Source organism: Lysinibacillus sp. KU-BSD001 (assembly GCF_042920265.1).
Lineage (GTDB): Bacteria > Bacillota > Bacilli > Bacillales_A > Planococcaceae > Lysinibacillus_B.
This window is the reverse complement of sequence record NZ_JBDQZI010000006.1, coordinates 191,235-210,515: the sequence shown is the minus strand read 5'-3', so window position 1 is coordinate 210,515 and position 19,281 is coordinate 191,235. Positions and strand designations below refer to the sequence as shown.

At 39.0% G+C, this 19,281-nt stretch carries 16 protein-coding genes, 16 tRNA genes, 1 rRNA gene, 1 pseudogene and 1 riboswitch; of the genes and pseudogenes, 26 read left to right on the top strand and 8 right to left on the bottom strand.

Features of this window, described 5'->3' with window-relative positions:
• The first annotated feature begins 185 nt into the window (after positions 1–185).
• The 22 genes from rrf to nagB all read left to right on the top strand — a co-directional run bounded on the left by rrf (position 186) and on the right by nagB (position 8,783).
• Positions 186–301: ribosomal RNA gene (gene rrf, locus AAGS61_RS11500) — 5S ribosomal RNA — on the top strand.
• A 16-nt stretch (positions 302–317) separates the two neighbouring features.
• Positions 318–392, top strand: a tRNA-Asn gene (locus AAGS61_RS11495).
• 8 nt (positions 393–400) lie between these two features.
• Positions 401–492, top strand: a tRNA-Ser gene (locus AAGS61_RS11490).
• Positions 493–511: 19 nt separating this feature from the next.
• Positions 512–586: transfer RNA gene (locus tag AAGS61_RS11485), tRNA-Glu, on the top strand.
• Positions 587–603: 17 nt separating this feature from the next.
• Positions 604–679 (top strand) — tRNA-Val (locus tag AAGS61_RS11480).
• Between the two features lie 20 nt (positions 680–699).
• A tRNA-Met gene (locus tag AAGS61_RS11475) sits at positions 700–776 on the top strand.
• Between the two features lie 3 nt (positions 777–779).
• Positions 780–855 (top strand) — tRNA-Asp (locus AAGS61_RS11470).
• 23 nt (positions 856–878) lie between these two features.
• Positions 879–954: transfer RNA gene (locus tag AAGS61_RS11465), tRNA-Phe, on the top strand.
• Positions 955–966: 12 nt separating this feature from the next.
• Positions 967–1,042 (top strand) — tRNA-Thr (locus tag AAGS61_RS11460).
• A gap of 4 nt (positions 1,043–1,046) precedes the next feature.
• A tRNA-Tyr gene (locus AAGS61_RS11455) sits at positions 1,047–1,130 on the top strand.
• A gap of 3 nt (positions 1,131–1,133) precedes the next feature.
• Positions 1,134–1,207, top strand: a tRNA-Trp gene (locus tag AAGS61_RS11450).
• A gap of 33 nt (positions 1,208–1,240) precedes the next feature.
• Positions 1,241–1,316: transfer RNA gene (locus tag AAGS61_RS11445), tRNA-His, on the top strand.
• Positions 1,317–1,340: 24 nt separating this feature from the next.
• Positions 1,341–1,416, top strand: a tRNA-His gene (locus tag AAGS61_RS11440).
• A 30-nt stretch (positions 1,417–1,446) separates the two neighbouring features.
• Positions 1,447–1,521: transfer RNA gene (locus AAGS61_RS11435), tRNA-Gln, on the top strand.
• Positions 1,522–1,524: 3 nt separating this feature from the next.
• Positions 1,525–1,599 (top strand) — tRNA-Gly (locus AAGS61_RS11430).
• Between the two features lie 9 nt (positions 1,600–1,608).
• Positions 1,609–1,682: transfer RNA gene (locus AAGS61_RS11425), tRNA-Cys, on the top strand.
• 62 nt (positions 1,683–1,744) lie between these two features.
• Positions 1,745–1,826, top strand: a tRNA-Leu gene (locus AAGS61_RS11420).
• 1,187 nt (positions 1,827–3,013) lie between these two features.
• A riboswitch (cyclic di-GMP riboswitch) is annotated at positions 3,014–3,100 on the top strand.
• Between the two features lie 198 nt (positions 3,101–3,298).
• A complete protein-coding gene (locus AAGS61_RS11415; RefSeq protein ID WP_391371645.1) occupies positions 3,299–3,673 on the top strand; it encodes a hypothetical protein in 375 nt (124 codons plus the stop codon).
• Positions 3,674–3,715: 42 nt separating this feature from the next.
• Positions 3,716–4,429: a hypothetical protein gene (locus AAGS61_RS11410; protein WP_391371642.1), complete on the top strand. Its 714-nt coding sequence runs from the start codon at positions 3,716–3,718 to the stop codon at positions 4,427–4,429.
• Positions 4,430–4,473: 44 nt separating this feature from the next.
• A complete protein-coding gene (locus tag AAGS61_RS11405; RefSeq protein WP_391371639.1) occupies positions 4,474–5,571 on the top strand; it encodes a methyl-accepting chemotaxis protein in 1,098 nt (365 codons plus the stop codon).
• A gap of 393 nt (positions 5,572–5,964) precedes the next feature.
• Positions 5,965–7,833 carry a DL-endopeptidase inhibitor IseA family protein gene (locus AAGS61_RS11400; protein ID WP_391371636.1) on the top strand — a complete coding sequence of 623 codons (1,869 nt, stop codon included), beginning with the start codon at positions 5,965–5,967 and terminating at the stop codon, positions 7,831–7,833.
• A 236-nt stretch (positions 7,834–8,069) separates the two neighbouring features.
• Positions 8,070–8,783, top strand: a complete 714-nt coding sequence (nagB, locus tag AAGS61_RS11395) for a glucosamine-6-phosphate deaminase (protein ID WP_391371665.1) — start codon at positions 8,070–8,072, stop codon at positions 8,781–8,783.
• A gap of 35 nt (positions 8,784–8,818) precedes the next feature.
• Here the strand turns inward: nagB and AAGS61_RS11390 are convergent, their stop codons facing one another.
• Positions 8,819–9,697 carry a DMT family transporter gene (locus AAGS61_RS11390; RefSeq protein ID WP_391371633.1) on the bottom strand — a complete coding sequence of 293 codons (879 nt, stop codon included), beginning with the start codon at positions 9,695–9,697 and terminating at the stop codon, positions 8,819–8,821.
• A gap of 124 nt (positions 9,698–9,821) precedes the next feature.
• On the opposite strand from AAGS61_RS11390, the gene AAGS61_RS11385 reads away from it, so the two are divergent.
• Entirely contained in the window at positions 9,822–10,733 is a 912-nt protein-coding gene (locus AAGS61_RS11385; protein ID WP_391371631.1) for a S66 peptidase family protein, read from the top strand.
• 340 nt (positions 10,734–11,073) lie between these two features.
• Here AAGS61_RS11385 and AAGS61_RS11380 read toward each other — a convergent pair.
• The 4 genes and pseudogenes from AAGS61_RS11380 to AAGS61_RS11365 form a co-directional block, all read right to left on the bottom strand.
• Positions 11,074–11,223: pseudogene (locus tag AAGS61_RS11380) on the bottom strand (tyrosine-type recombinase/integrase); the annotation flags it as partial.
• Positions 11,224–11,261: 38 nt separating this feature from the next.
• A complete protein-coding gene (locus AAGS61_RS11375) occupies positions 11,262–12,101 on the bottom strand; it encodes an MBL fold metallo-hydrolase (RefSeq protein ID WP_391371628.1) in 840 nt (279 codons plus the stop codon).
• Between the two features lie 332 nt (positions 12,102–12,433).
• Entirely contained in the window at positions 12,434–12,940 is a 507-nt protein-coding gene (locus AAGS61_RS11370; protein ID WP_391371625.1) for a hypothetical protein, read from the bottom strand.
• 11 nt (positions 12,941–12,951) lie between these two features.
• Complete coding sequence (locus AAGS61_RS11365; protein ID WP_391371622.1) at positions 12,952–13,641, bottom strand: B3/B4 domain-containing protein; 690 nt, start codon at positions 13,639–13,641, stop codon at positions 12,952–12,954.
• Positions 13,642–13,691: 50 nt separating this feature from the next.
• On the opposite strand from AAGS61_RS11365, the gene queG reads away from it, so the two are divergent.
• Positions 13,692–14,819: a tRNA epoxyqueuosine(34) reductase QueG gene (gene queG, locus AAGS61_RS11360; RefSeq protein ID WP_391371619.1), complete on the top strand. Its 1,128-nt coding sequence runs from the start codon at positions 13,692–13,694 to the stop codon at positions 14,817–14,819.
• 16 nt (positions 14,820–14,835) lie between these two features.
• Complete coding sequence (gene trmL / locus AAGS61_RS11355; RefSeq protein WP_391371617.1) at positions 14,836–15,309, top strand: tRNA (uridine(34)/cytosine(34)/5-carboxymethylaminomethyluridine(34)-2'-O)-methyltransferase TrmL; 474 nt, start codon at positions 14,836–14,838, stop codon at positions 15,307–15,309.
• Positions 15,310–15,490: 181 nt separating this feature from the next.
• Here the strand turns inward: trmL and AAGS61_RS11350 are convergent, their stop codons facing one another.
• Together AAGS61_RS11350 and AAGS61_RS11345 are read right to left on the bottom strand one after the other, a co-directional pair.
• Positions 15,491–15,652, bottom strand: a complete 162-nt coding sequence (locus tag AAGS61_RS11350; RefSeq protein WP_391371615.1) for a hypothetical protein — start codon at positions 15,650–15,652, stop codon at positions 15,491–15,493.
• A 64-nt stretch (positions 15,653–15,716) separates the two neighbouring features.
• The gene (locus AAGS61_RS11345; RefSeq protein WP_391371612.1) at positions 15,717–16,604 is read right to left on the bottom strand and encodes a VOC family protein; all 888 of its coding nucleotides are present in this window, start codon (positions 16,602–16,604) and stop codon (positions 15,717–15,719) included.
• Positions 16,605–17,067: 463 nt separating this feature from the next.
• Between AAGS61_RS11345 and AAGS61_RS11340 the strand changes: the two genes are divergently transcribed.
• Positions 17,068–17,223, top strand: a complete 156-nt coding sequence (locus tag AAGS61_RS11340) for a multidrug ABC transporter ATPase (protein WP_391371609.1) — start codon at positions 17,068–17,070, stop codon at positions 17,221–17,223.
• A 338-nt stretch (positions 17,224–17,561) separates the two neighbouring features.
• Here the strand turns inward: AAGS61_RS11340 and AAGS61_RS11335 are convergent, their stop codons facing one another.
• Positions 17,562–19,172, bottom strand: a complete 1,611-nt coding sequence (locus tag AAGS61_RS11335; protein WP_391371607.1) for a long-chain fatty acid--CoA ligase — start codon at positions 19,170–19,172, stop codon at positions 17,562–17,564.
• Positions 19,173–19,281: the final 109 nt, after the last annotated feature.

Here is a 19,281-nt window from a genome sequence, read left to right as displayed (position 1 = left end):
CAGGTAGATAGGTTCGAGGTGGAAGTGTGGCGACACATGGAGCTGACGAATACTAATCGGTCGAGGACTTAACCACATTTTGTGTTGTGCACAATGCACCGTTTATCCAGTTTTGAAAGAACAAAAAATTAAAATACTTGAATACTAATTTACAGTATGATATAATTTAAAATGTCTTTCAAAAGTCTAGTGATGATGGCAAAGAGGTCACACCCGTTCCCATACCGAACACGGAAGTTAAGCTCTTTAGCGCCGATGGTAGTTGGGGGCTTCCCCCTGTGAGAGTAGGACATCGCTAGGCTTACTAATAAAAATATTCCGAAGTAGCTCAGTGGTAGAGCAACCGGCTGTTAACCGGTTGGTCGTAGGTTCGAGTCCTACCTTCGGAGCCATTCTTCTTGGAGAGTTGTCCGAGAGGTCGAAGGAGCACGATTGGAAATCGTGTAGGCGGTTAACACTGTCTCAAGGGTTCAAATCCCTTACTCTCCGCCAGCCTAAATATTACATTATTGGCCCGTTGGTCAAGTGGTTAAGACACCGCCCTTTCACGGCGGTAACACGGGTTCGAATCCCGTACGGGTCACCATTTAAATAAACCCAGATGGAGGATTAGCTCAGCTGGGAGAGCACCTGCCTTACAAGCAGGGGGTCGGCGGTTCGAGCCCGTCATCCTCCACCATATCATTTTAATAGTATTATCGCGGGGTGGAGCAGTTCGGTAGCTCGTCGGGCTCATAACCCGAAGGTCACAGGTTCAAATCCTGTCCCCGCAACCAAAAGGTCCCGTGGTGTAGCGGTTAACATGCCTGCCTGTCACGCAGGAGATCGCCGGTTCGATCCCGGTCGGGACCGCCATTTATTTTAAATTATATTTATATGGGTCAGTAGCTCAGTTGGTAGAGCATTAGATTGAAGCTCTAAGTGTCGGCGGTTCGATTCCGTCCTGACCCACCATATTTCCAAATTGCCGGTGTAGCTCAGTTGGTAGAGCAACTGACTTGTAATCAGTAGGTCGTGGGTTCGACTCCTATCGCCGGCACCATTTTGGAGGGGTAGCGAAGTGGCTAAACGCGGCGGACTGTAAATCCGCTCCTTCGGGTTCGGCGGTTCGAATCCGTCCCCCTCCACCATTTAGGGGCATAGTTCAACGGTAGAATAGAGGTCTCCAAAACCTTTGGTGTGGGTTCGATTCCTACTGCCCCTGCCAATTTTTTATCTCAAATAATTAAGAAGAACAATGGCGGTTGTGGCGAAGTGGTTAACGCATCGGATTGTGGTTCCGACATTCGAGGGTTCGATTCCCTTCATCCGCCCCATCCTTTATCTTCATTGATATAGTGGCGATTGTGGCGAAGTGGTTAACGCATCGGATTGTGGTTCCGACATTCGAGGGTTCGATTCCCTTCAGTCGCCCCATTCTATAAAATAATAATTATAAAATATTGTTGGGGTATAGCCAAGCGGTAAGGCAACGGATTTTGATTCCGTCATGCCTAGGTTCGAATCCTAGTACCCCAGCCATTCGCGGAAGTAGTTCAGTGGTAGAACACCACCTTGCCAAGGTGGGGGTCGCGGGTTCGAACCCCGTCTTCCGCTCCAATATTCTCTGGCGGCTTAGCCAAGTGGTAAGGCACGGGTCTGCAACACCCTTATCACCGGTTCAAATCCGGTAGCCGCCTCCAGAATTTTATTGAAATCGGGTATCCGGTTTTTTTTTATCTTAATTTTACTCTAATAAAATTATGCCGGTATGGCGGAATTGGCAGACGCGCACGACTCAAAATCGTGTTCCTTCTGGAGTGTCGGTTCGACCCCGACTACCGGTATCATGAGACTGCTTGCGAATGCAGTGAAATCAACGTTTCTTACACATTGTTGTAAGGAGCGTTTTTTATTTATCTTAAATAAGATTCTTACATAAAATCATATGCGTATCCTGTCATAAACAAGGAAGGATTATTATGGTAAGGCGTAAAAACAAATAATCTACCCAGAAATTATAAATTAATAACATAACAAAAGTGATCAAAGAGATTGATTTTCAAACGGCTTTTTATTTGTTAATGATTGTCTAATCAGAAGTTTAAGATCTCAAACAATCTAGTATTCCAGAAATGAATTATTGTTTTTTTACAAAATGCTTAGAGAAAAAGAGTTTAATCCTGCATCTGCAAGAAAAAAGGAATATCAACAGTAACAATTAACACACGTTTAAAAGCCATTAGAGCATCTTTAAATTTTTGTATCGTAAACGGCACACTATAAGACGGAATAAAAGTAGTTGAGCCCTTTAAGTATGAACAATTATAAGTGCTTTTACAGCAGCCGCATTTACATTCTTTTGTGGGTGTAAGGAATTATATGTTTATGCTGTTATTGCTCGAAACAGGTATGTGTAGGAGCGAATTAGCAGGAGTTTGTGTTCAAGGTATAAGGAATGAATGTAAACTCTATATAAGAGACAAAAAACGTATAAAGAGCGGATTGTGCCTAAACTGTAGTTTCTTTTCATTTGAGTTACTAATTACCTTGTACTTTGATTTAGCACGATAGACTACCAATCCATTTGAGGTGTTTTCACTTATTGTAAAATATCTCTTCACACGTAGATATAGTAACGTCAATAATTGTGTTCGACTGTTTATTTTGGCGCATTAGCTCCTTTCATAAATTTCTTTGGTGATAATTTACTCCTCCGTAGATGATTATTTTTTATTTATAACAATGATTGTTATTGTTCTTCTCATAATATGGTAAATATAGGATATAAGTAGTGGTAAAATAATTCCACACTACCTCCTTTCTTACTCTCCTTGCCACCAGAGAAGGAGTAGAAACTACCTCTTTATATAATCTTCTAATGCTACCTTATTATTTACTTATTTCTAATTATTATCAAAAAAATACTCGAATGAGTCTAATATTCTTTAGAAAAAGTACTAGTATAGAAAAAAAATTACAAATAATTTATACTATTAACATATTAATGTGGTATTATTATGATTTTTCTTTAAATTGAAAAAGGCAAACTTGTCGAAAGATAAGGACGCAAAGCTACGAGTCTAACATCCTTCTGGATAATGATAGTCGGGTTGCCAAGATCATAAGTGATTGGTTGGCTATCCTAATTATTATAAGGGATAGTTTTTTTTTGTTTAGAAAACGTTAGGCAATAGGTGCAATCAGTCATAGTCACAGGTGGAATGCTATCTTGGTGTAGTTGTTTGAGTAGCATTCACATAAAAACATGCAAACGCTATCAATGGAAGGATAGCTAACGATAAAAAGGAGATTAGAGATGATAGTCGTTGATAAACCGAAATATAAAATGGCGATTTATGAAGCAAAAAAAGAATTACACGTTCAAATACAAGGGTTTCTGAAAGCGGAAGTTGTAGAGGAATATTTAAACGATTTGCAAGAGACATTGGCAAAAGTACCGAAACATGCGTATACATTTGTAGCGGATGGCACTTATCAATCACCTGTTCCTTCAAAGATTTCGGCAGAGCTAGGGCAAACACTCATGTTTTATGCATCACTAGGTTTCAAAGATATTGTGATTGTTAATCCACGCTCTAAAATTGCATATGTGCAAGTGCGAAATGCTTTAGAGGGAGTTAACTTCCCAGGAACAGTAGTGGATAATGTTTCGCAATTAGCAATGCGTTAGTCTTGAATGAACTATAATGACATCTTAGAGAGGAATTTTACCATGCAAACGATTGAAGCTTTATATACATATGAAATCCTTACAAAGGACCAGTCTGATTTAATTGAAAAAGCAGCAGCGTGTATCGCAAGCACATTTATTGGAGTAGATGTTGCTGGCAAATGGGTGCAAGAACCAATCATTGGGTACGCCCTAGAATTACCTTACGAAGATTTTTATCAATTTACAAAGGAATATATCGAGACAAATGCTCACCAAGGCTACTGTGCTGTTGCACTAGATGAAGAGAAAAATGTGGTAGGTGCACTGGTTGGGGATACAAATGCCCTTGAAATTATTGAAGGGGATATTTTTGACGGCACGTTTGCTGATATGAATGTAGTAATGCGTGTATTAGAGGATATCGATATTCGTTTCCTAGAAGATTATAAAAAGCGCTATGGGAAAGATATGGAAGATGGAGAAATACTGCATTTATTTTTATTAGGTGTCATTGCGGAGCATAATCGTCATGACATTGTACAAAGTTTAAGCGATATATTAATAGAAAGAGCAACAAAAGAAGGCTTACGACTTGTGTTAGGAGAAGCAACAAATCCGAAGTCCATGCGTTTGATGGAGAAGTATCATGGCATGACAAAATATGTAGACGTAGAAGGAAACTATATTGTTCATAAATACGAAAACAATGAGCGGTTAAGTCATATTCCATCGACTGTAGCAGATGGCATTTACATCATTGTAAAAGAACTTTAAAATTTCATCGTTAATACATTAGTAGAATAGGAGATTTTTTTTTCATGGAAGCGATTATGCTGGGGATTATTGTAGTTTTATTATGTACATCGTTGTATTTTGGTTACCAATATTTTTCGCTTAAACGTCATTCCGATATAACGCATGAGGTTATAAACGGAATGGGGGAATTATCAGTAGATCAAGTAACAGCGCAATTTTATTCATTCGCAAAAAATGTGAATGAAAAAGGTGAGAACCTTACGGAACATGGGGAATATGCAGCTGAGAAGGCTGATATTGTAAGGGCTGCAATCGATGAGGTAGGGAAAGGATTGAAAAAGCAATTAGTTGCTACTGAAGAGAGCTCTACTTCGATCGAAGATATGACAGAAGCGATCGAAGAACTATCTATCAGATCAAACCAAATTTCAGAGCAATCCAATACAACGTTAGAATTGACGCAAGAAGGTAACGAAAAGTTAAAAGATTCGATGGTAAAAATGGAGCAATTTAATCAAACGATTAATACAACATTTGATGCAATCAATATACTTGGGGAAAAATCGCATGAAATTGGTATGATTGTAAAAGTTATTACAGGGATTTCAGAGCAAATTAATTTATTAGCATTGAACGCAGCGATCGAAGCAGCTCGTGCAGGTGAGCACGGCAAAGGGTTTGCTGTAGTTGCTGATGAAGTGCGTAAATTAGCTGAACAATCACGTCAGTCAGCTGCTGAAGTATCGAATATTGTAAAAAATATTCAAGAAGAGACGGACAAAGTCGTCACATCAATGAATCAAGGAACAGAAGAGTTTGCACAAACGAATACAACCATTTTAGAAATTGGCACGATGTTCGAAAAAATTGTAGAAACTATAAAAATTATTGCTGATAATAATGCGAATTCATCTGCAAGTACGGAAGAATTATCGTCAAGCTCTCAGCAAATTATGTCTGCTATGAGAGACATTTCGTTCATTTCCAGGGAATCCGTTGAAATGTTTGAAGAGTTAGTTGAAATTAGCGATGATGAATTAAGTACAATGCAAAAACTAGTTCAAGAGGCACAGAGTCTTGTCGATTTACAAGATGATGCAGAAAAATTACTTTTGGCATTAAATCAAGGTGCTGAAACGGATCAAGTAAAGACAGTTTAAGAGGCTAAAAAGGCTGTATAAAGAAACGCTCAACTTTGTTGATACATACATGCCACTTTACAGATAGATGGAGAGTTCTCATTCATTTGAGAACTCTTTTTTGTTGTTTGTAGCTGAACCATTATGAACTTCAGGGCAGAGGGGCATAAATTTACATTTAATGTTCAATTTAATTAAAAATAAAATATGATATTTGTGTAATCTTATTGAGTATACCTTCATATTGTATATAATGTTGAGTAAAATTAAACTAATGGGGTTATTTCATTAAATGAGAAGGATTAATTTTACAAACAAATAATACTAAATAATAACATAATGCACGGTAAATTAGTTGTCATGTATACGCCAGATTGACTTGCAATACGATAATATTCATTAGGGGGAGCTAACATGTGGAGAAATGTTAAAAGGGGAACGGCAGTAGCAATACTAACAGGGTGCCTTCTTTTTGGCGGAATTAATGCATCAGCTGCAACGTTTCAAGATGTACAGCATCAGTATTGGGCAAAAGAGGAGATTACCTTCTTAGTCGAGCAAAGCATCATTAAAGGCTATAAAGATGGCACATTCCAACCAGAGCAAACGATTACGAAAGCACAAGCTGCGACAATGCTAGTGAGAGCGTTACAGTTACAGACGACGAATAATCCAGATCCGCATTTTTTAGATGTATCCAAACAGCACACCGCTTATCAAGAAATTGCGGCAGCAGTGGCAGCAGGAATTTTTCCAGCAGGGGGAAATTTTAATCCAAATGAGCAGTTAACAAGGGAAGCTGTTGCAGAAGCAATGGCAAACGCTTTTCAACTAGAAAGTATAGGGCAATTTGAATTTAAAGATGTGCCCAAAACAGCGAAAGGCTATCAAGCAATAGCCAGTTTAGCGGAGCATGATATTGCAAAAGGGTATTCAGATGGCACATTTAAGCCAAATGAAAAAGTAACGAGAGCACAGTTTTCAGCTTTTATCGCGCGTGCATTGAGTACAGACTTCTTGCCAACACAATATAATATTCCGTTTAACGTAAACCCGGCTGTGCTATTATTTAGCAACGCTTTAACCAATCCTAGCGAAGCACAAAATCTATTTGTTGATCACAAATTTGATGTAGCTCTGTTAGCAAAACAACTAAAAAATCTGGAGTTAGTGGAAGTAAAAGAAGTAGCAAGGTTAAACGGGGAAGTAGAATTTGCCGTTACAGTGAAAGCGGAATTGGTCCATCTCGAAACGAGTGGATTCCTAAATGAAGGGGAAAACCAATTATATATGTTAATTACACGTAACGGTTATATGGATTATAAGATCGTCTCTATAAGTAAGAACCCGCATTTACATGGGGATGATGGTATCCAATTTACAACAGACAATGCACAGTCATTGTTTGAAGAAGCACAACAAGGCTATTGGTATGTAGTGATGGGGGGCGAAGGAAAACGAAATGAAGCAACCTTTACTTATAAAGGGGTAGATTACCGCTACATGGCTGAAACGCTCAATACGATGGAAAAGTTACAGGCGTATTTAGGAACGGTATATACAGGTGAACAAATAGAAGGATTAATCAAAACATTAGGGATTATTGAACATAGCGGCTTTTTAGCACAGCCGAATGCAGATGGAGGTAGCTTATTAAACTGGCGTAAGGCAACAACTAAAGAAACCGTACGAACAGCAAGTATGAGAAGCTATGAAATGATAGTCCCAATTGGAGAAGAGGGAGAATACGAGACACTCCTAGGGGAACTCCACTTTGTAAAAGGAAAGGGCTGGCGCGTGCATCGTCTTGAAACAAAAGCAAATCATGAGCCAGTTACATTAACATCTGAAGAGGCATTAGCACTGTTTCATCGATCACAAACGAGTTATTGGTATGTCGTAAGTGGTGGTGAAGGGAAGCGAGATAGCACTATATTTACTTATAACGATCAATATTACCGTTACATGGCAGAAACATTAAATACGGCGGAGAAATTAAAAGCATATTTAGGGGCAGTATACACAGAGGAACAAGCAAATCATTTAATTGAAACGTTAGGGATTATTGAATATAAAGGCGTGTTAATACAACCAGATGCGGATGGGGGAAGTTTATTAGATTGGGGTAGGACAACGATTAAAGAACTTTCAAGTACAGGGAATGTAAAAAGTTTCGAGATGACGGTGCCAATCGGTGATTCAAATGAGTTTGCGAAGTATGTTGGTGAGCTACATTATATTGAAGGGTTAGGCTGGCGTGTGCATAAGCTAGAGGGGAAATAAAATAAAGGGCTTAGAAATGTCATCTAAGCCCTATTCATTCTTTATATCTTTAAAATAGCCATATCTTTTACATAGATTATTAAGGGCATTTCATTTAAAATTAACACATACATGTCATATTGATAAACGATAAGAAAGCCTATTGTAACAAGGGTTTACAAATGTTATTTTACGATTATGAGTATAACATGAGAACGAATGAAAGTAGGGTAAACAAAATGAATGCAAAAACAAATATGAAATGGATTGAAGCAGCTAGCTATGAGGAAATGAGTAAGCTAGCGGCAGATTTGTTTAAAGCGCAATTAAAAGAACATAAACAAAGTGTATTTGGTATGGCTACAGGAGGCACACCAGAAGGTTTCTATCAGGAGTTAGTCGCGAGCTATCAAGCTGGTGAAATTTCGTTTGCTGAGGCCATATCGTTTAACTTAGATGAGTATATTGGTGTAGCACCTGAAAATAAAGTGAGCTATCACTATTATATGGATGCTCATTTATTTAATCATATTGATATGAAACGTGAAAACATTCATGTACCAACTGGTAATGTAGCGGACGTTGAAAAAGCGGCTACTGATTATGATGCGGCAATCGAAGCGGCAGGTGGCATTGATATGCAGCTTTTAGGAATTGGTGTGAATGGACATATTGGCTTTAATGAACCAGGTTCTTCCTTCGAAGTAGGTACAAATATTGTTGAGCTAACAGAGTCAACACGTGAGGCGAATAAAATTTACTTCGATAAGCCAGAAGATGTACCGACACATGCGATTACAATGGGTATTAAAACGATTATGCAATCGCGTAAAATTGTGTTATTAATTTCAGGTGCTTCAAAACAGGAAGCATATGATCGTTTACGTTCGGGCGAAGTAACAGAAGACTTCCCAGCAAGTGCACTGCACAATCATCCAAATGTAACGGTTATTTATACAGGTGTGAAATAGTGAAAATAAGCAGGCCGCTAGCGAGCCTGCTTGTTCTATTTTTTGTTCGATAATATAACACCGCAAATAACAGCAAGACCACCGATGACTTGTGCGATGCGTAAATCTTCACCGATAAATAACACGGCAAAAATAGTAGCGAAAAGCGGGATAAAATTCAGATAAATACTCGCCTTATTTGCCCCGAGTGCTATGACGCCCGTGTTCCAACTTAAAAATGCTACAATGGATGCGGCAATCCCTACATATAAAATAGCGCTGATTGTACTGAATGACCATACAATCTCAGCTGATGTTGTCGTTAATTCATAAATCGTAAACGGTAGTAGCATGAGTGCACCTAATGCGATTGTTACGAGAAACGTAGAGTAGCCTGGTAAGCGCCCAGCATATTGTTTGACGAGAAGGGAGTACACACCCCAACAAACGACAGCTACAAGGACAATTAAGTCACCTTTATTAAAGGAGAAGGCAAGTAAACTTTCAAGTGAGCCACCGGAAATAATAAAGGCAACACCTGTTAATGATAGCGCTGTGCCGAACAACTGGAATTTCGATAAACGTTCTTTCAAAAAGATAAAGGATAATATGTAAATAATAATCGGTGTCGATGAATTCATTAAAGAGGCATTAATCGACGTTGTAGAATGGAGCCCGATATAGACAAGTGTATTAAAGCAAGCAACACCTGTCATGGCCATCATAATGACAGCAGGCCAATGTGCTTTGATCATAGACCATTCTTGTTTTGTACGGCTATAAGCAATCGGTAAAAAGATCATAAAAGCGACACACCACCGTAAGAAAGCGAGTGTAACAGGCGGGATATCACCCGTTACAGCTCGTCCAATAACAAAGTTACCACCCCAAAGCAATGTGGCAAGGACGAGCAAAAGCTGTGGTGGGAATTTCATACTAAAAACTCCTTTTTAAAATTATTTCGAAAACTCAAATACAATTATAGGAATAGAACATTACATAATGCAATGCACTTCATATGTTAAAATAACAACATCAACAAAAAGGGGGAATGAGGCAATGAAAATACGCCCAAAAAGAATAAAAAGCGGAGATACAGTAGGGCTCGTAGCACTAAGTAGTCCATTAAAAATGGAGCAACTACAAGCGAAAATCGATTTTATTGAATCATTGGGACTTCATTATAAGCTAGGACAAACTATTGGGATGTCGCGAGGAATGCTTGCTGGGACAGATGAAGAACGAGTGGAAGATTTACATGCGATGGTGCAAGACCCAGAGATAAAAGCCATTTTCTGTGTGTGCGGTGGTTATGGGGCAGGACGGCTGGCAGACAAAATCGATTATCAATTAATCGAGGAAAATCCAAAAATTATTTGGGGCTTTTCAGATATTACGTATTTACATACGGCTGTCAATGAGTTTGCGGATGTCGTGACATTTCATGGACCGATGTTATCAAATGGACTAGAGCCACTTGACGCGCTATCCGCCAAAATGTTTCAACAATTATTCACACCAATCGAAATGCAATATGATGAAATGATTAGTCCACTAGAGACGTTATCAGATGGCATCGTTCGCGGAGAGCTAACAGGTGGCAATTTAAATCGTTTAGTCAGCACACTTGGTACGAAGTTTGAGTTTGATGCACGCGGCAAAATTGTTCTGTTAGAAGATATTGGGGAATCGCTTGAACGAATTGATGGGATGATGAATCAGTTACGTTTAGCACGTAAATTAGAGCAAGCGGCAGGTTTTGTCATTGGAAGCTTTACGAATTTAGGGGAAGGGGAGACGCATGAGCAAGTAGTTGAGATTATGCGAAACTATTTAGCCTCGCTTCAAAAGCCGGTTGTTTCAGGGTTTATGATTGGCCATTGTACACCGAATATCGGTATTCCTCTAGGCGTGGACGCCATTTTAGATGCAAATGAAAAAGTATTACGTATTTTACCTGGGGTGGAATAAGTAGAGCGTGACTGCACGAAGGCGGTCACGCTCACTTTGTTACGGGTGTGAAAATAATCAAAATTACCGAAGTAACCTTTAGCAATAGTTGGTTATTTGTTAAAGGTAATAAAAGTAACAGGTGATTGGTCATCGGTTTGCATATAGCCAGTTAAGTTGTGAACTATACAAAAAGCGAAAAACACCCGTAACAAACTCGGTTTGGAGTCTCACCGCGACTCCATAAATATAGTTTAAACTATTTCATACGGTGTGAAAAGCCTATTGTATCAAGCTTTTTTCATCTTGTATAATTCAGGAGATTTCATACAACCGTATTCAGACGTAGTCAAAACCGTATTCAAAAATTCATGTACTGCTCTAACTTTTTGGCAACTTCTTCTTTCGCTTTGTTCGTGATATGAGTGTAAATGTTCATTGTAGTTTTTATATCGCTATGGCCTAATCTATCTTGTACTTCGTTCAGTGAGGCCCCAGCTTCAAATAATAAATATGGTTAGGGCTTTTATTAGCTAACTAAGTCAAAGACTATAGATAGGAAAGTTTTAATCCTACTCCAACTTCTCCTAAATCAGCAACTGTCGAAAGAGCTATTTTCGAGTGTAAATCTGTACAATGACAAGCATGAAGCTTAGTAGGTTTAAGAGCTTTTATATAATGAACTGTATTATCTAACTGCTCTTTAGTTGGATTCAATAGGTGAAATCCTCCGATAATATCAACGACTCTCTCTTCCTGACATACCTCTTTAGCATATTCAATAATGTTACATATTCCAGCATGTGCACATCCTACGATAATAATTAACCCTTTTGAAGATTTATAAACAATTGCTGTGTCATCCTCAACAAAGTCGTCAATACTCCCCTGATTTGTAACAACTTGACCTATCGAATCTTTGCCTTCAAAATCAAATATTCTTTTAATTTCCCCTAAAAACACTAATCTATCTGTTAACCATAATGGTTCTTTAGTTAATTGGACTGGAAAGTGTCTACTTAGCTTTTCATGTGATAAAATACTCCCTATCTCTCCTACAGGATCAATTAGTTTCGTGTTAAAAACCAATGGATGCCCAATAATATTGGGAGTATTGTGGTTTATTTCTTCATTTTTAGCTTCCATATGTAGTCTAATTAAATGTGTCAGTCCCCATGTATGATCCACATGTCCATGTGATAAGACAACATAGTCGAGATTTCTTAAATCAATTCTCATTTTATCTGCATTCTTTATAAAGGCATCTGAATATCCAGTATCAAAAAGGATACGTTTATTATCTTCCTCAATAAAAAAAGATAGCGCAGGTTCCCCTAAAAAATAGCGATCAATTAAAGTATTATTATCTACCAAAACGGTTAATTTCATATAACATCTTCCTTTTTTATTAATTATAACTAAGTAAAGTGAGGTGTGTTCTATATGGTTAAACTTTTCTAGAACAATAAAATTCATACATATTGAACTAAACTGCTCCGTTAATTGAATAGCAACAATATTTTTTGAAAACATCTTAAAAAAAAGATTGAAGCAATAAGCCCCAATCTTATATTTAAAAACTTGCCCCCGACAACGCTATTTTTGATAAATGGCATTCAAAATGGCATTCAGTTAGTTTGGAATACCTTTGAAAAAGCCTTGTATCTATTGGTGTATCAGCGTTTTTATCGAAGGGTGTTACGAGTCTCACCGCCCCGAGCTTAGAAATATTTCGAATCGTCAAAGTCGATTTGTACTTGATAGTTTTTCGCATTGATCGCGTTGGATAGGCGATGCGCGGATTTTTCAAGTTCGTTTGCGTTGACGCGGTATTCATTTGGCTCATATAATGCGACACGGTAAAAGATCGTATCGCCTGAACCGTGGAAGAATGACTCTTTCTCAGATGAACCAAGGTCTTTATATAACGATGCTTGCGAACGAAGTTGAATCGCTAACTCAATCGCCTCAACAAGTGTATATGCTTCATTTTCAAACATAATCGTATTTTGAATATTCGCTTCGTAAATTAAACGGTCCAAAGTACGTGAATCATTGCGTATTTCTTGTAATTCAGCATCAATCACTTGTAAAGTACGTTCAGGTATTTTTGGCTCTTCCCCTTTTTCTACAATCGTATGTGACACACTATGAATCTCTGAAATTAGCTCTTGTTTCTTCTTATTTAAAATCGATTTTAGTTTAACGGCTTCTGCTAATGAAATCATGGAATCGCTCCTTATAAAGAAGTATGTTGTGACTCGGCAGAAAGTACATCGATTATGTAGTCGCCACCATTCACTTGCGTAAACATATTACCAGAAGATGTAAGGAGTTGTCTTGCTTTCGCCTCATCCATCGAGGGTGGTAGGTAGAAAATGTGAAGAGCTTGTGTCGTTTCTTCTGATGTTGCAGTACGAAGTGAATCGACAAACGGACTACCAAATGCCCCTAGCTTGTCTCGCGAATACGGGATGTTTTTTAATATGTTATAACGACCATTCAATCCTTCATAACCTGTTTCCTCATCACCTAAGGCAATGACAATATCTCCTTCTAGCTTTGCGCTATCATAAATCCCAATAGGCATTTCATATTGCAATGAAAAGAAATTATTTAAGTCCACGGCTGCATGAACAGGTGTCAGGTAATTTTGTTTTGCAATTCTTCGCATTAAGCTTTCCGCAGAATGGCGATAACGATTGGGATCAGCACCAAGGGTTTTCCATAATGTACGCCATTCTTGAATACCAGCACGTTCCGTTACAGGTTGTTCTTGCATCTCCAAAAATAAATTTTCCTGATAAAGTTGCATGCGTCCTTTAATCATTTGAGGCGAGTGTGAGACCGTAATTTTGGTATAATGAATAATGCCGATTTTAAATTGGCTATGTTTTTCAATCAGTGATGCATCAAGTGAGATATTCATGTAATCACTCCAACGTTTTTTGTTAATTGTATCATAAGGAAGGTGAGGAAATGCGTATTGCAGAACTGCAACAAGAGCTGATTGCATATGCAAAATCCATCGGTGTAGATAAAATCGGTTTCACAACGGCCTCGCCATTTCATGAATTAAAAAATAGATTGCGCCGTCAGCAAGAGCTTGGATTTCAATCAGGTTTTGAAGAGTCCGATGTAGACTTGCGAACAGAGCCACTGCAGCTACTCGATAGCGCAGAAAGTATCATCGCGATTGCGATTGCGTATCCATCTAAAATGAAGGACGCGCCAGTTGGGAAGAAAGGGGAGCGCCGCGGTATTTTTTGTCGTGCTTCCTGGGGAGTGGACTATCATGTTGCTGTTCGAGAACGTCTGGCGAAAATAGAACAGTGGCTACTAGAGCGTGTACCCAATGTGCGTATAAAGTCGATGGTTGATACAGGTGAGCTAGTAGATAGGGCGGTAGCGGAGCGTGCGGGCATCGGTTGGAACGGGAAGAATTGTTCTATTATTACACCTGAGTTTGGCTCATACGTGTATTTAGGTGAGCTCATTACAAATATTCCGTTTGTACCAGATACGCCGATTGAGGATGAGTGTGGAGATTGTAGGCTTTGTATAGATGTGTGTCCGACGGGTGCCATTGTAGAGGCAGGACAATTAAATGCACAACGCTGTATCGCGTACTTAACACAAACGAAAGGCTTTTTACCAGACGAGTTTCGGGGGAAAATCGGAAATCGTTTATATGGCTGTGACACGTGTCAGACGGTTTGTCCAAAAAATAAAGGAAAAGCCAACTGGATTCATGCGGAATTTACCCCTGATCCTGAAATTGCGAAACCGTTATTAACACCGCTTTTGTCGATTTCAAATAAAGAATTTAAAGCTAAATTTGGCCATGTATCCGGCTCATGGCGTGGGAAAAAGCCGATTCAGCGAAATGCTATTTTAGCGTTAGCTCATTTTAAAGAAGAGGCGGCAGTGCCAGCGCTAATTGACGTGCTACAAAAAGATGAACGCCCCGTCATTCGTGGCACTGCGGCATGGGCACTTGGGAAAATTGGTGGCCCTGAAGCCGAACAAGCATTGCAACGTGCGATGACACGTGAAACCGATACAGAAGTATTAGAAGAAATTCAAAAAGGATTAGCATTATTATAAGAAAGAGGTCTTTACTTTGCCGTTACATGTTGTTTTATATCAACCAGAAATCCCTGCAAATACAGGAAATATTGCACGTACGTGCGCGGGAACAAATACAAGCTTGCATTTAATTCGTCCACTTGGTTTTTCGACTGACGATAAAATGCTAAAGCGTGCAGGGCTTGATTATTGGGAGCACGTCAATGTGGTGTACCATGATTCGCTTGAAGACTTTGTGGAGTATGCAAAGGATGGCGATGTGTATTTAATTGAAACATATAGCGATGAGCCATTTACGACACATGATTTTAGCGATACAGCACGTGATATTTATTTTATGTTTGGGAAAGAGACAACGGGCTTGCCGAAAGACTTTGCCTACGAGCGCCGCGATATGTGCTTACGTATTCCGCAAAGCGATCATATCCGTTCATTAAACTTATCAAACACAGCAGCCATTGTTATTTACGAAGCATTAAGACAACAAAACTATCCGGGATTAAAATAATTTCATAAAATAAAAAGCGGAGGTGTCCAGAAAGTAAAAACTTTCAGAACACCCCCTTCACTTCTTAATCATGATTCATTCAGAAATATTGCTCCTGCGGTGGTCGCATCCACATGCCACCATCCTCGTCGCAAAGGTCCCGTCTCAAAATTTCTTTTCAGACGGGACCTTTAAAATTATGTTATGAAGGATTAATCTCACTTATAGATTGGCTGCTTTTGTGCATTTGATTTGTTGCCGTTGCAGTATCATAAGCAATGAGAATGACGCCGAGCTTATTTTCAAGCGCTGTGATTTCTTCTAACTTATCATTGCTAAGCTGAGCAAATGTATTGTTTTCCAAGATGTCACACCCTTTCTTTAAAAAATATTATGAACTTTTTTAAAGAAGGCTATACTTTTGAAAACTAGACTTCATCTTCAACAGTGAAAATAATACGAATACCGTTTGGGTCCACTGTTGAAAATAGTTGCTTGCCACCGTATGCTGGTGCCTCATCGTATTGTTCCACCGTTACACCCGCTGCTTCTAAATTCGCTTTGACGGCCTGTGCATATCGTTCATCTTTTAATACGACGGTATAGGATTTTAACCCGACCGCGTTTTCAGGTAATGCAGGACGACCAGCGCTATGCCAAGTGTTTAAGCCAATATGGTGGTGATAGTTGCCAGTGGAAATAAATAGAGCTTGCCCGCCGTAACGACAGACCACATTATAATCTAATACATTCGTATAAAATTCCTCCGTTTTGTGAAGATCACTTACTGATAAGTGAATATGTCCCATCACTGTTCCTTTAGGAAGACCATGCCAGTTGCCATCTGCTTCAGCTAAAATGGATTGGAAGTTTAATTGTTCAGTGACCATATGCACGTAACCTTCCCCATTCCAAGTCCACTCGTTTTCAGGACGATCTACATAAATCTCAATTCCGTTGCCATCTGGATCGTTTAAATAGAGTGCCTCACTCACATCATGATCTGCCGCACCTAAACGCACATTATGTTGAATAAAATGTTGCACGATATTGCCTAAGTCTTTCCGAGTTGGTAATAATAAGGCAAAGTGATACAGTCCTGTAAAGCCTTGTGGCGAAATAGCTTCTTTTACTTCTACTAAAGAAAGCAAGCTTGTTTGATGATCAAATGTTAAATAGGCTGTGTTTTCTGTTTGTTTTAGGACTTGAAAGCCAATAGTCGTTGTATAGTATTCAATGGAACGCTTTAAGTCAGATACTTTTAATTGAACATGTGATGTATATAAATTTGGTTTTTCATGAAAGTGTGTAGTCATCGGATAGAAAACCTCTCTTCGTTTATTTTTTGATAGTTACTTACTTTATGTAACTAAATATATGCATGTTAATAAAAAAAGTCAAGAAAAAAGACGATCGTTTAAACGATCGTCTTTTTAGGCGGATAGGAAAGTATAAGTTTCATGGATATCCTCCGCCGAAGAAAACACATCCACGCACTGTACGATAAAGCGAGTTGTGTTTTTCTAATCGGTGTAGGTTAAGGATTAGTTTTCTTTTGAAAACGGTTTACCTTCATACCCAGCTGTGAAGATTGCAGTTAAGAATGCAGCACACACACCAAGAACTAATAATAATCTCATGGAAGTACCCTCCTCATGGAATGAAAAATTTCTCAATATTAAGTATATCCTATCTAGTAAGGCTTGACCATTAATATTTTATGGCGAAAATGGTTCAAATAGCGGAGATGGGGAATCATAACAAAAAGGAGGAATGATGATGACAAAAGAAAATGAGAAAATTTTAAATGGTTATATGGCAAACAACATGGAAGAACTTATCTATTTAGGGAAGCAAATGGAGGATTTACGGGATGGCAAGCAGCTAGAGGAAGATGGGCGGAATCCAGATCCACAACAATTCGATGAAGAATAAGGATGGCAACATAACACCATGATACGATAGGGCCCCTCCGAGTAGATATCCTGCTATAATTGATATTTTATTTCATATATTGTGAAAAAATGGACACAAATTAAGGTGTACAGGAATATCATATAACAGGAGGGGGTCTATACGGATAAGGAGTCTATCGTAAATGGCTATATGGCCAGTACAATGAAAGAGTTAAAAGCATTGGGGAAACAAATGGAACATATTAAGGAACAGCAACGAGGAATTAATCGAAAGTCAGAGCCTAAAGAAACGGATAAGGAACAATAAAAACCACGAAGCATTTGAGCTCTTCGTGGTTTTTTCTGTTAAAAGAATGATTAGCTACGAGAGTATTCGCTTAACTCTTCACGTAGTTTTGCCTTTAAGAATTTTCCTACTGATGTTTTTGGGATTTCTTTTAAGAATAAAACATCGTCTGGAATCCACCAATTTGCAAATTGCCCTTCAAGCGATTGAAGTAATTCTTCTTTTGTTGCTGTAGCGCCTTCATGTAATACGACACATGCGAGTGGTCGCTCTTGCCATTTTTCATGCGGTACCGCAATCACTGCCGCTTCAAAGACAGCAGGGTGTGACATTAACGCATTTTCTAAATCAACTGAAGAAATCCATTCGCCACCAGATTTAATTAAATCTTTTGTGCGGTCTGTAATTTTGATATAGCCTTCTTTTGTCAAAACAGCAATATCGCCCGTATACAGCCAACCATCGCGGAATGCTTCAGACGAGCGCTCGTCTTTATAATATTCCGATGCAATCCATGGTCCTCGAATACGTAGCTCGCCCATTGTTTTACCATCTTGAGGGACCGGACCGTTTTCATTGACTATTTCTGTTTCAATTAGGGAAACCGTTAGCCCTTGTGTAGCACGAATATCGAGTCGCTCGTCTTTGTTATAGTCATCCATTTCTGTCGTGTAGTTTGAGATAGAAACAAGTGGCGACGTTTCTGTCATACCGTAACCGACAACGAAAGGTACACCTAATTTTTCTTCGTATGCTTGAATGAGCCCTTTCGGTGATGCAGAGCCGCCTGAGATGACTAGACGTAAAGAGGATAGGTCACGCGGATTCTTTTCCTGCTCAGCTAGTACGCCTAACCAAATGGTCGGCACCCCTGCTGTTACCGTTACTTTTTCCCGTTCCATTAAATCAAGCAGTAATGGCGGTGTAAACATTGGCCCTGGTAGTACAAGAGTCATACCGTAGTTCACTGCTGCAAATGGGAGCCCCCAAGCATTGACATGGAACATGGGTACAATCGGCATGCTGACATCACGTTCACATACCCCAAACGATTCGGCTAACCCAAGTGCCAGACTATGTAGCACAATACTACGGTGATTATAAACGACCCCTTTTGGCATACCAGTTGTAGCGGATGTATAGCACATACCAGCTGGCAAATTTTCGTCTAGGTCATCAGGGAATGCATAATTTTCATCTGCTTCAGCGAGTAAAGCTTCATAAGAATAGACATTTTCAAAGCTAGATTCAGGAACGACTGTATCATCGCGCATGACAATAATATGCTTCACCGTTTTTAAATGTGGAAGGGCTGGCTCTACTAGTGGGAACAAATCGCCATCAATTAATAAAATTTCATCTTCCGCATGATTAATAATATAAATAATGTGCTCTGGTGCTAGGCGAATATTAATCGTATGAAGGATAGCACCCGCACAAGGAACAGCAAAATAAGTCTCAAGATGGCGGTGGTGATTCCATGCAAACGTACCAACCTTAGTGCCACGTGTCATCCCGAGTTTTGTTAAAGCGTCGGCTAGGCGACGTGTACGCTTAGCATACTCTGCATATGTGATACGATGCGTCATTGTGTCACTTGTACGAGAAACGATTGTTTTGTTCGGGAAATATCTCTCTGCCCGTTTTAAGAATCCTGTTAATACTAATTGTGTATCCATCATTTCTAACCATCCCCTTTTAGAAAAAATACGTACAAAGGATAAATATTCTACTTTATTAAGAATATTCCTTCATAAACACGGGTGATTTTCAAATAATTGTTTGAAACAA

What these genes read in the sequence shown, in the direction of transcription:
- AAGS61_RS11415 (WP_391371645.1), top strand. Translation starts at nt 3,299, where the DNA reads ATGATAGTCGTTGATAAACCGAAATATAAAATGGCGATTTATGAAGCA.
- AAGS61_RS11410 (WP_391371642.1), top strand. Translation starts at nt 3,716, where the DNA reads ATGCAAACGATTGAAGCTTTATATACATATGAAATCCTTACAAAGGAC.
- AAGS61_RS11405 (WP_391371639.1), top strand. Translation starts at nt 4,474, where the DNA reads ATGGAAGCGATTATGCTGGGGATTATTGTAGTTTTATTATGTACATCG.
- AAGS61_RS11400 (WP_391371636.1), top strand. Translation starts at nt 5,965, where the DNA reads ATGTGGAGAAATGTTAAAAGGGGAACGGCAGTAGCAATACTAACAGGG.
- nagB (WP_391371665.1), top strand. Translation starts at nt 8,070, where the DNA reads ATGAAATGGATTGAAGCAGCTAGCTATGAGGAAATGAGTAAGCTAGCG.
- AAGS61_RS11390 (WP_391371633.1), bottom strand. Translation starts at nt 9,697, where the DNA reads ATGAAATTCCCACCACAGCTTTTGCTCGTCCTTGCCACATTGCTTTGG.
- AAGS61_RS11385 (WP_391371631.1), top strand. Translation starts at nt 9,822, where the DNA reads ATGAAAATACGCCCAAAAAGAATAAAAAGCGGAGATACAGTAGGGCTC.
- AAGS61_RS11375 (WP_391371628.1), bottom strand. Translation starts at nt 12,101, where the DNA reads ATGAAATTAACCGTTTTGGTAGATAATAATACTTTAATTGATCGCTAT.
- AAGS61_RS11370 (WP_391371625.1), bottom strand. Translation starts at nt 12,940, where the DNA reads ATGATTTCATTAGCAGAAGCCGTTAAACTAAAATCGATTTTAAATAAG.
- AAGS61_RS11365 (WP_391371622.1), bottom strand. Translation starts at nt 13,641, where the DNA reads ATGAATATCTCACTTGATGCATCACTGATTGAAAAACATAGCCAATTT.
- queG (WP_391371619.1), top strand. Translation starts at nt 13,692, where the DNA reads ATGCGTATTGCAGAACTGCAACAAGAGCTGATTGCATATGCAAAATCC.
- AAGS61_RS11345 (WP_391371612.1), bottom strand. Translation starts at nt 16,604, where the DNA reads ATGACTACACACTTTCATGAAAAACCAAATTTATATACATCACATGTT.
- AAGS61_RS11340 (WP_391371609.1), top strand. Translation starts at nt 17,068, where the DNA reads ATGACAAAAGAAAATGAGAAAATTTTAAATGGTTATATGGCAAACAAC.
- AAGS61_RS11335 (WP_391371607.1), bottom strand. Translation starts at nt 19,172, where the DNA reads ATGATGGATACACAATTAGTATTAACAGGATTCTTAAAACGGGCAGAG.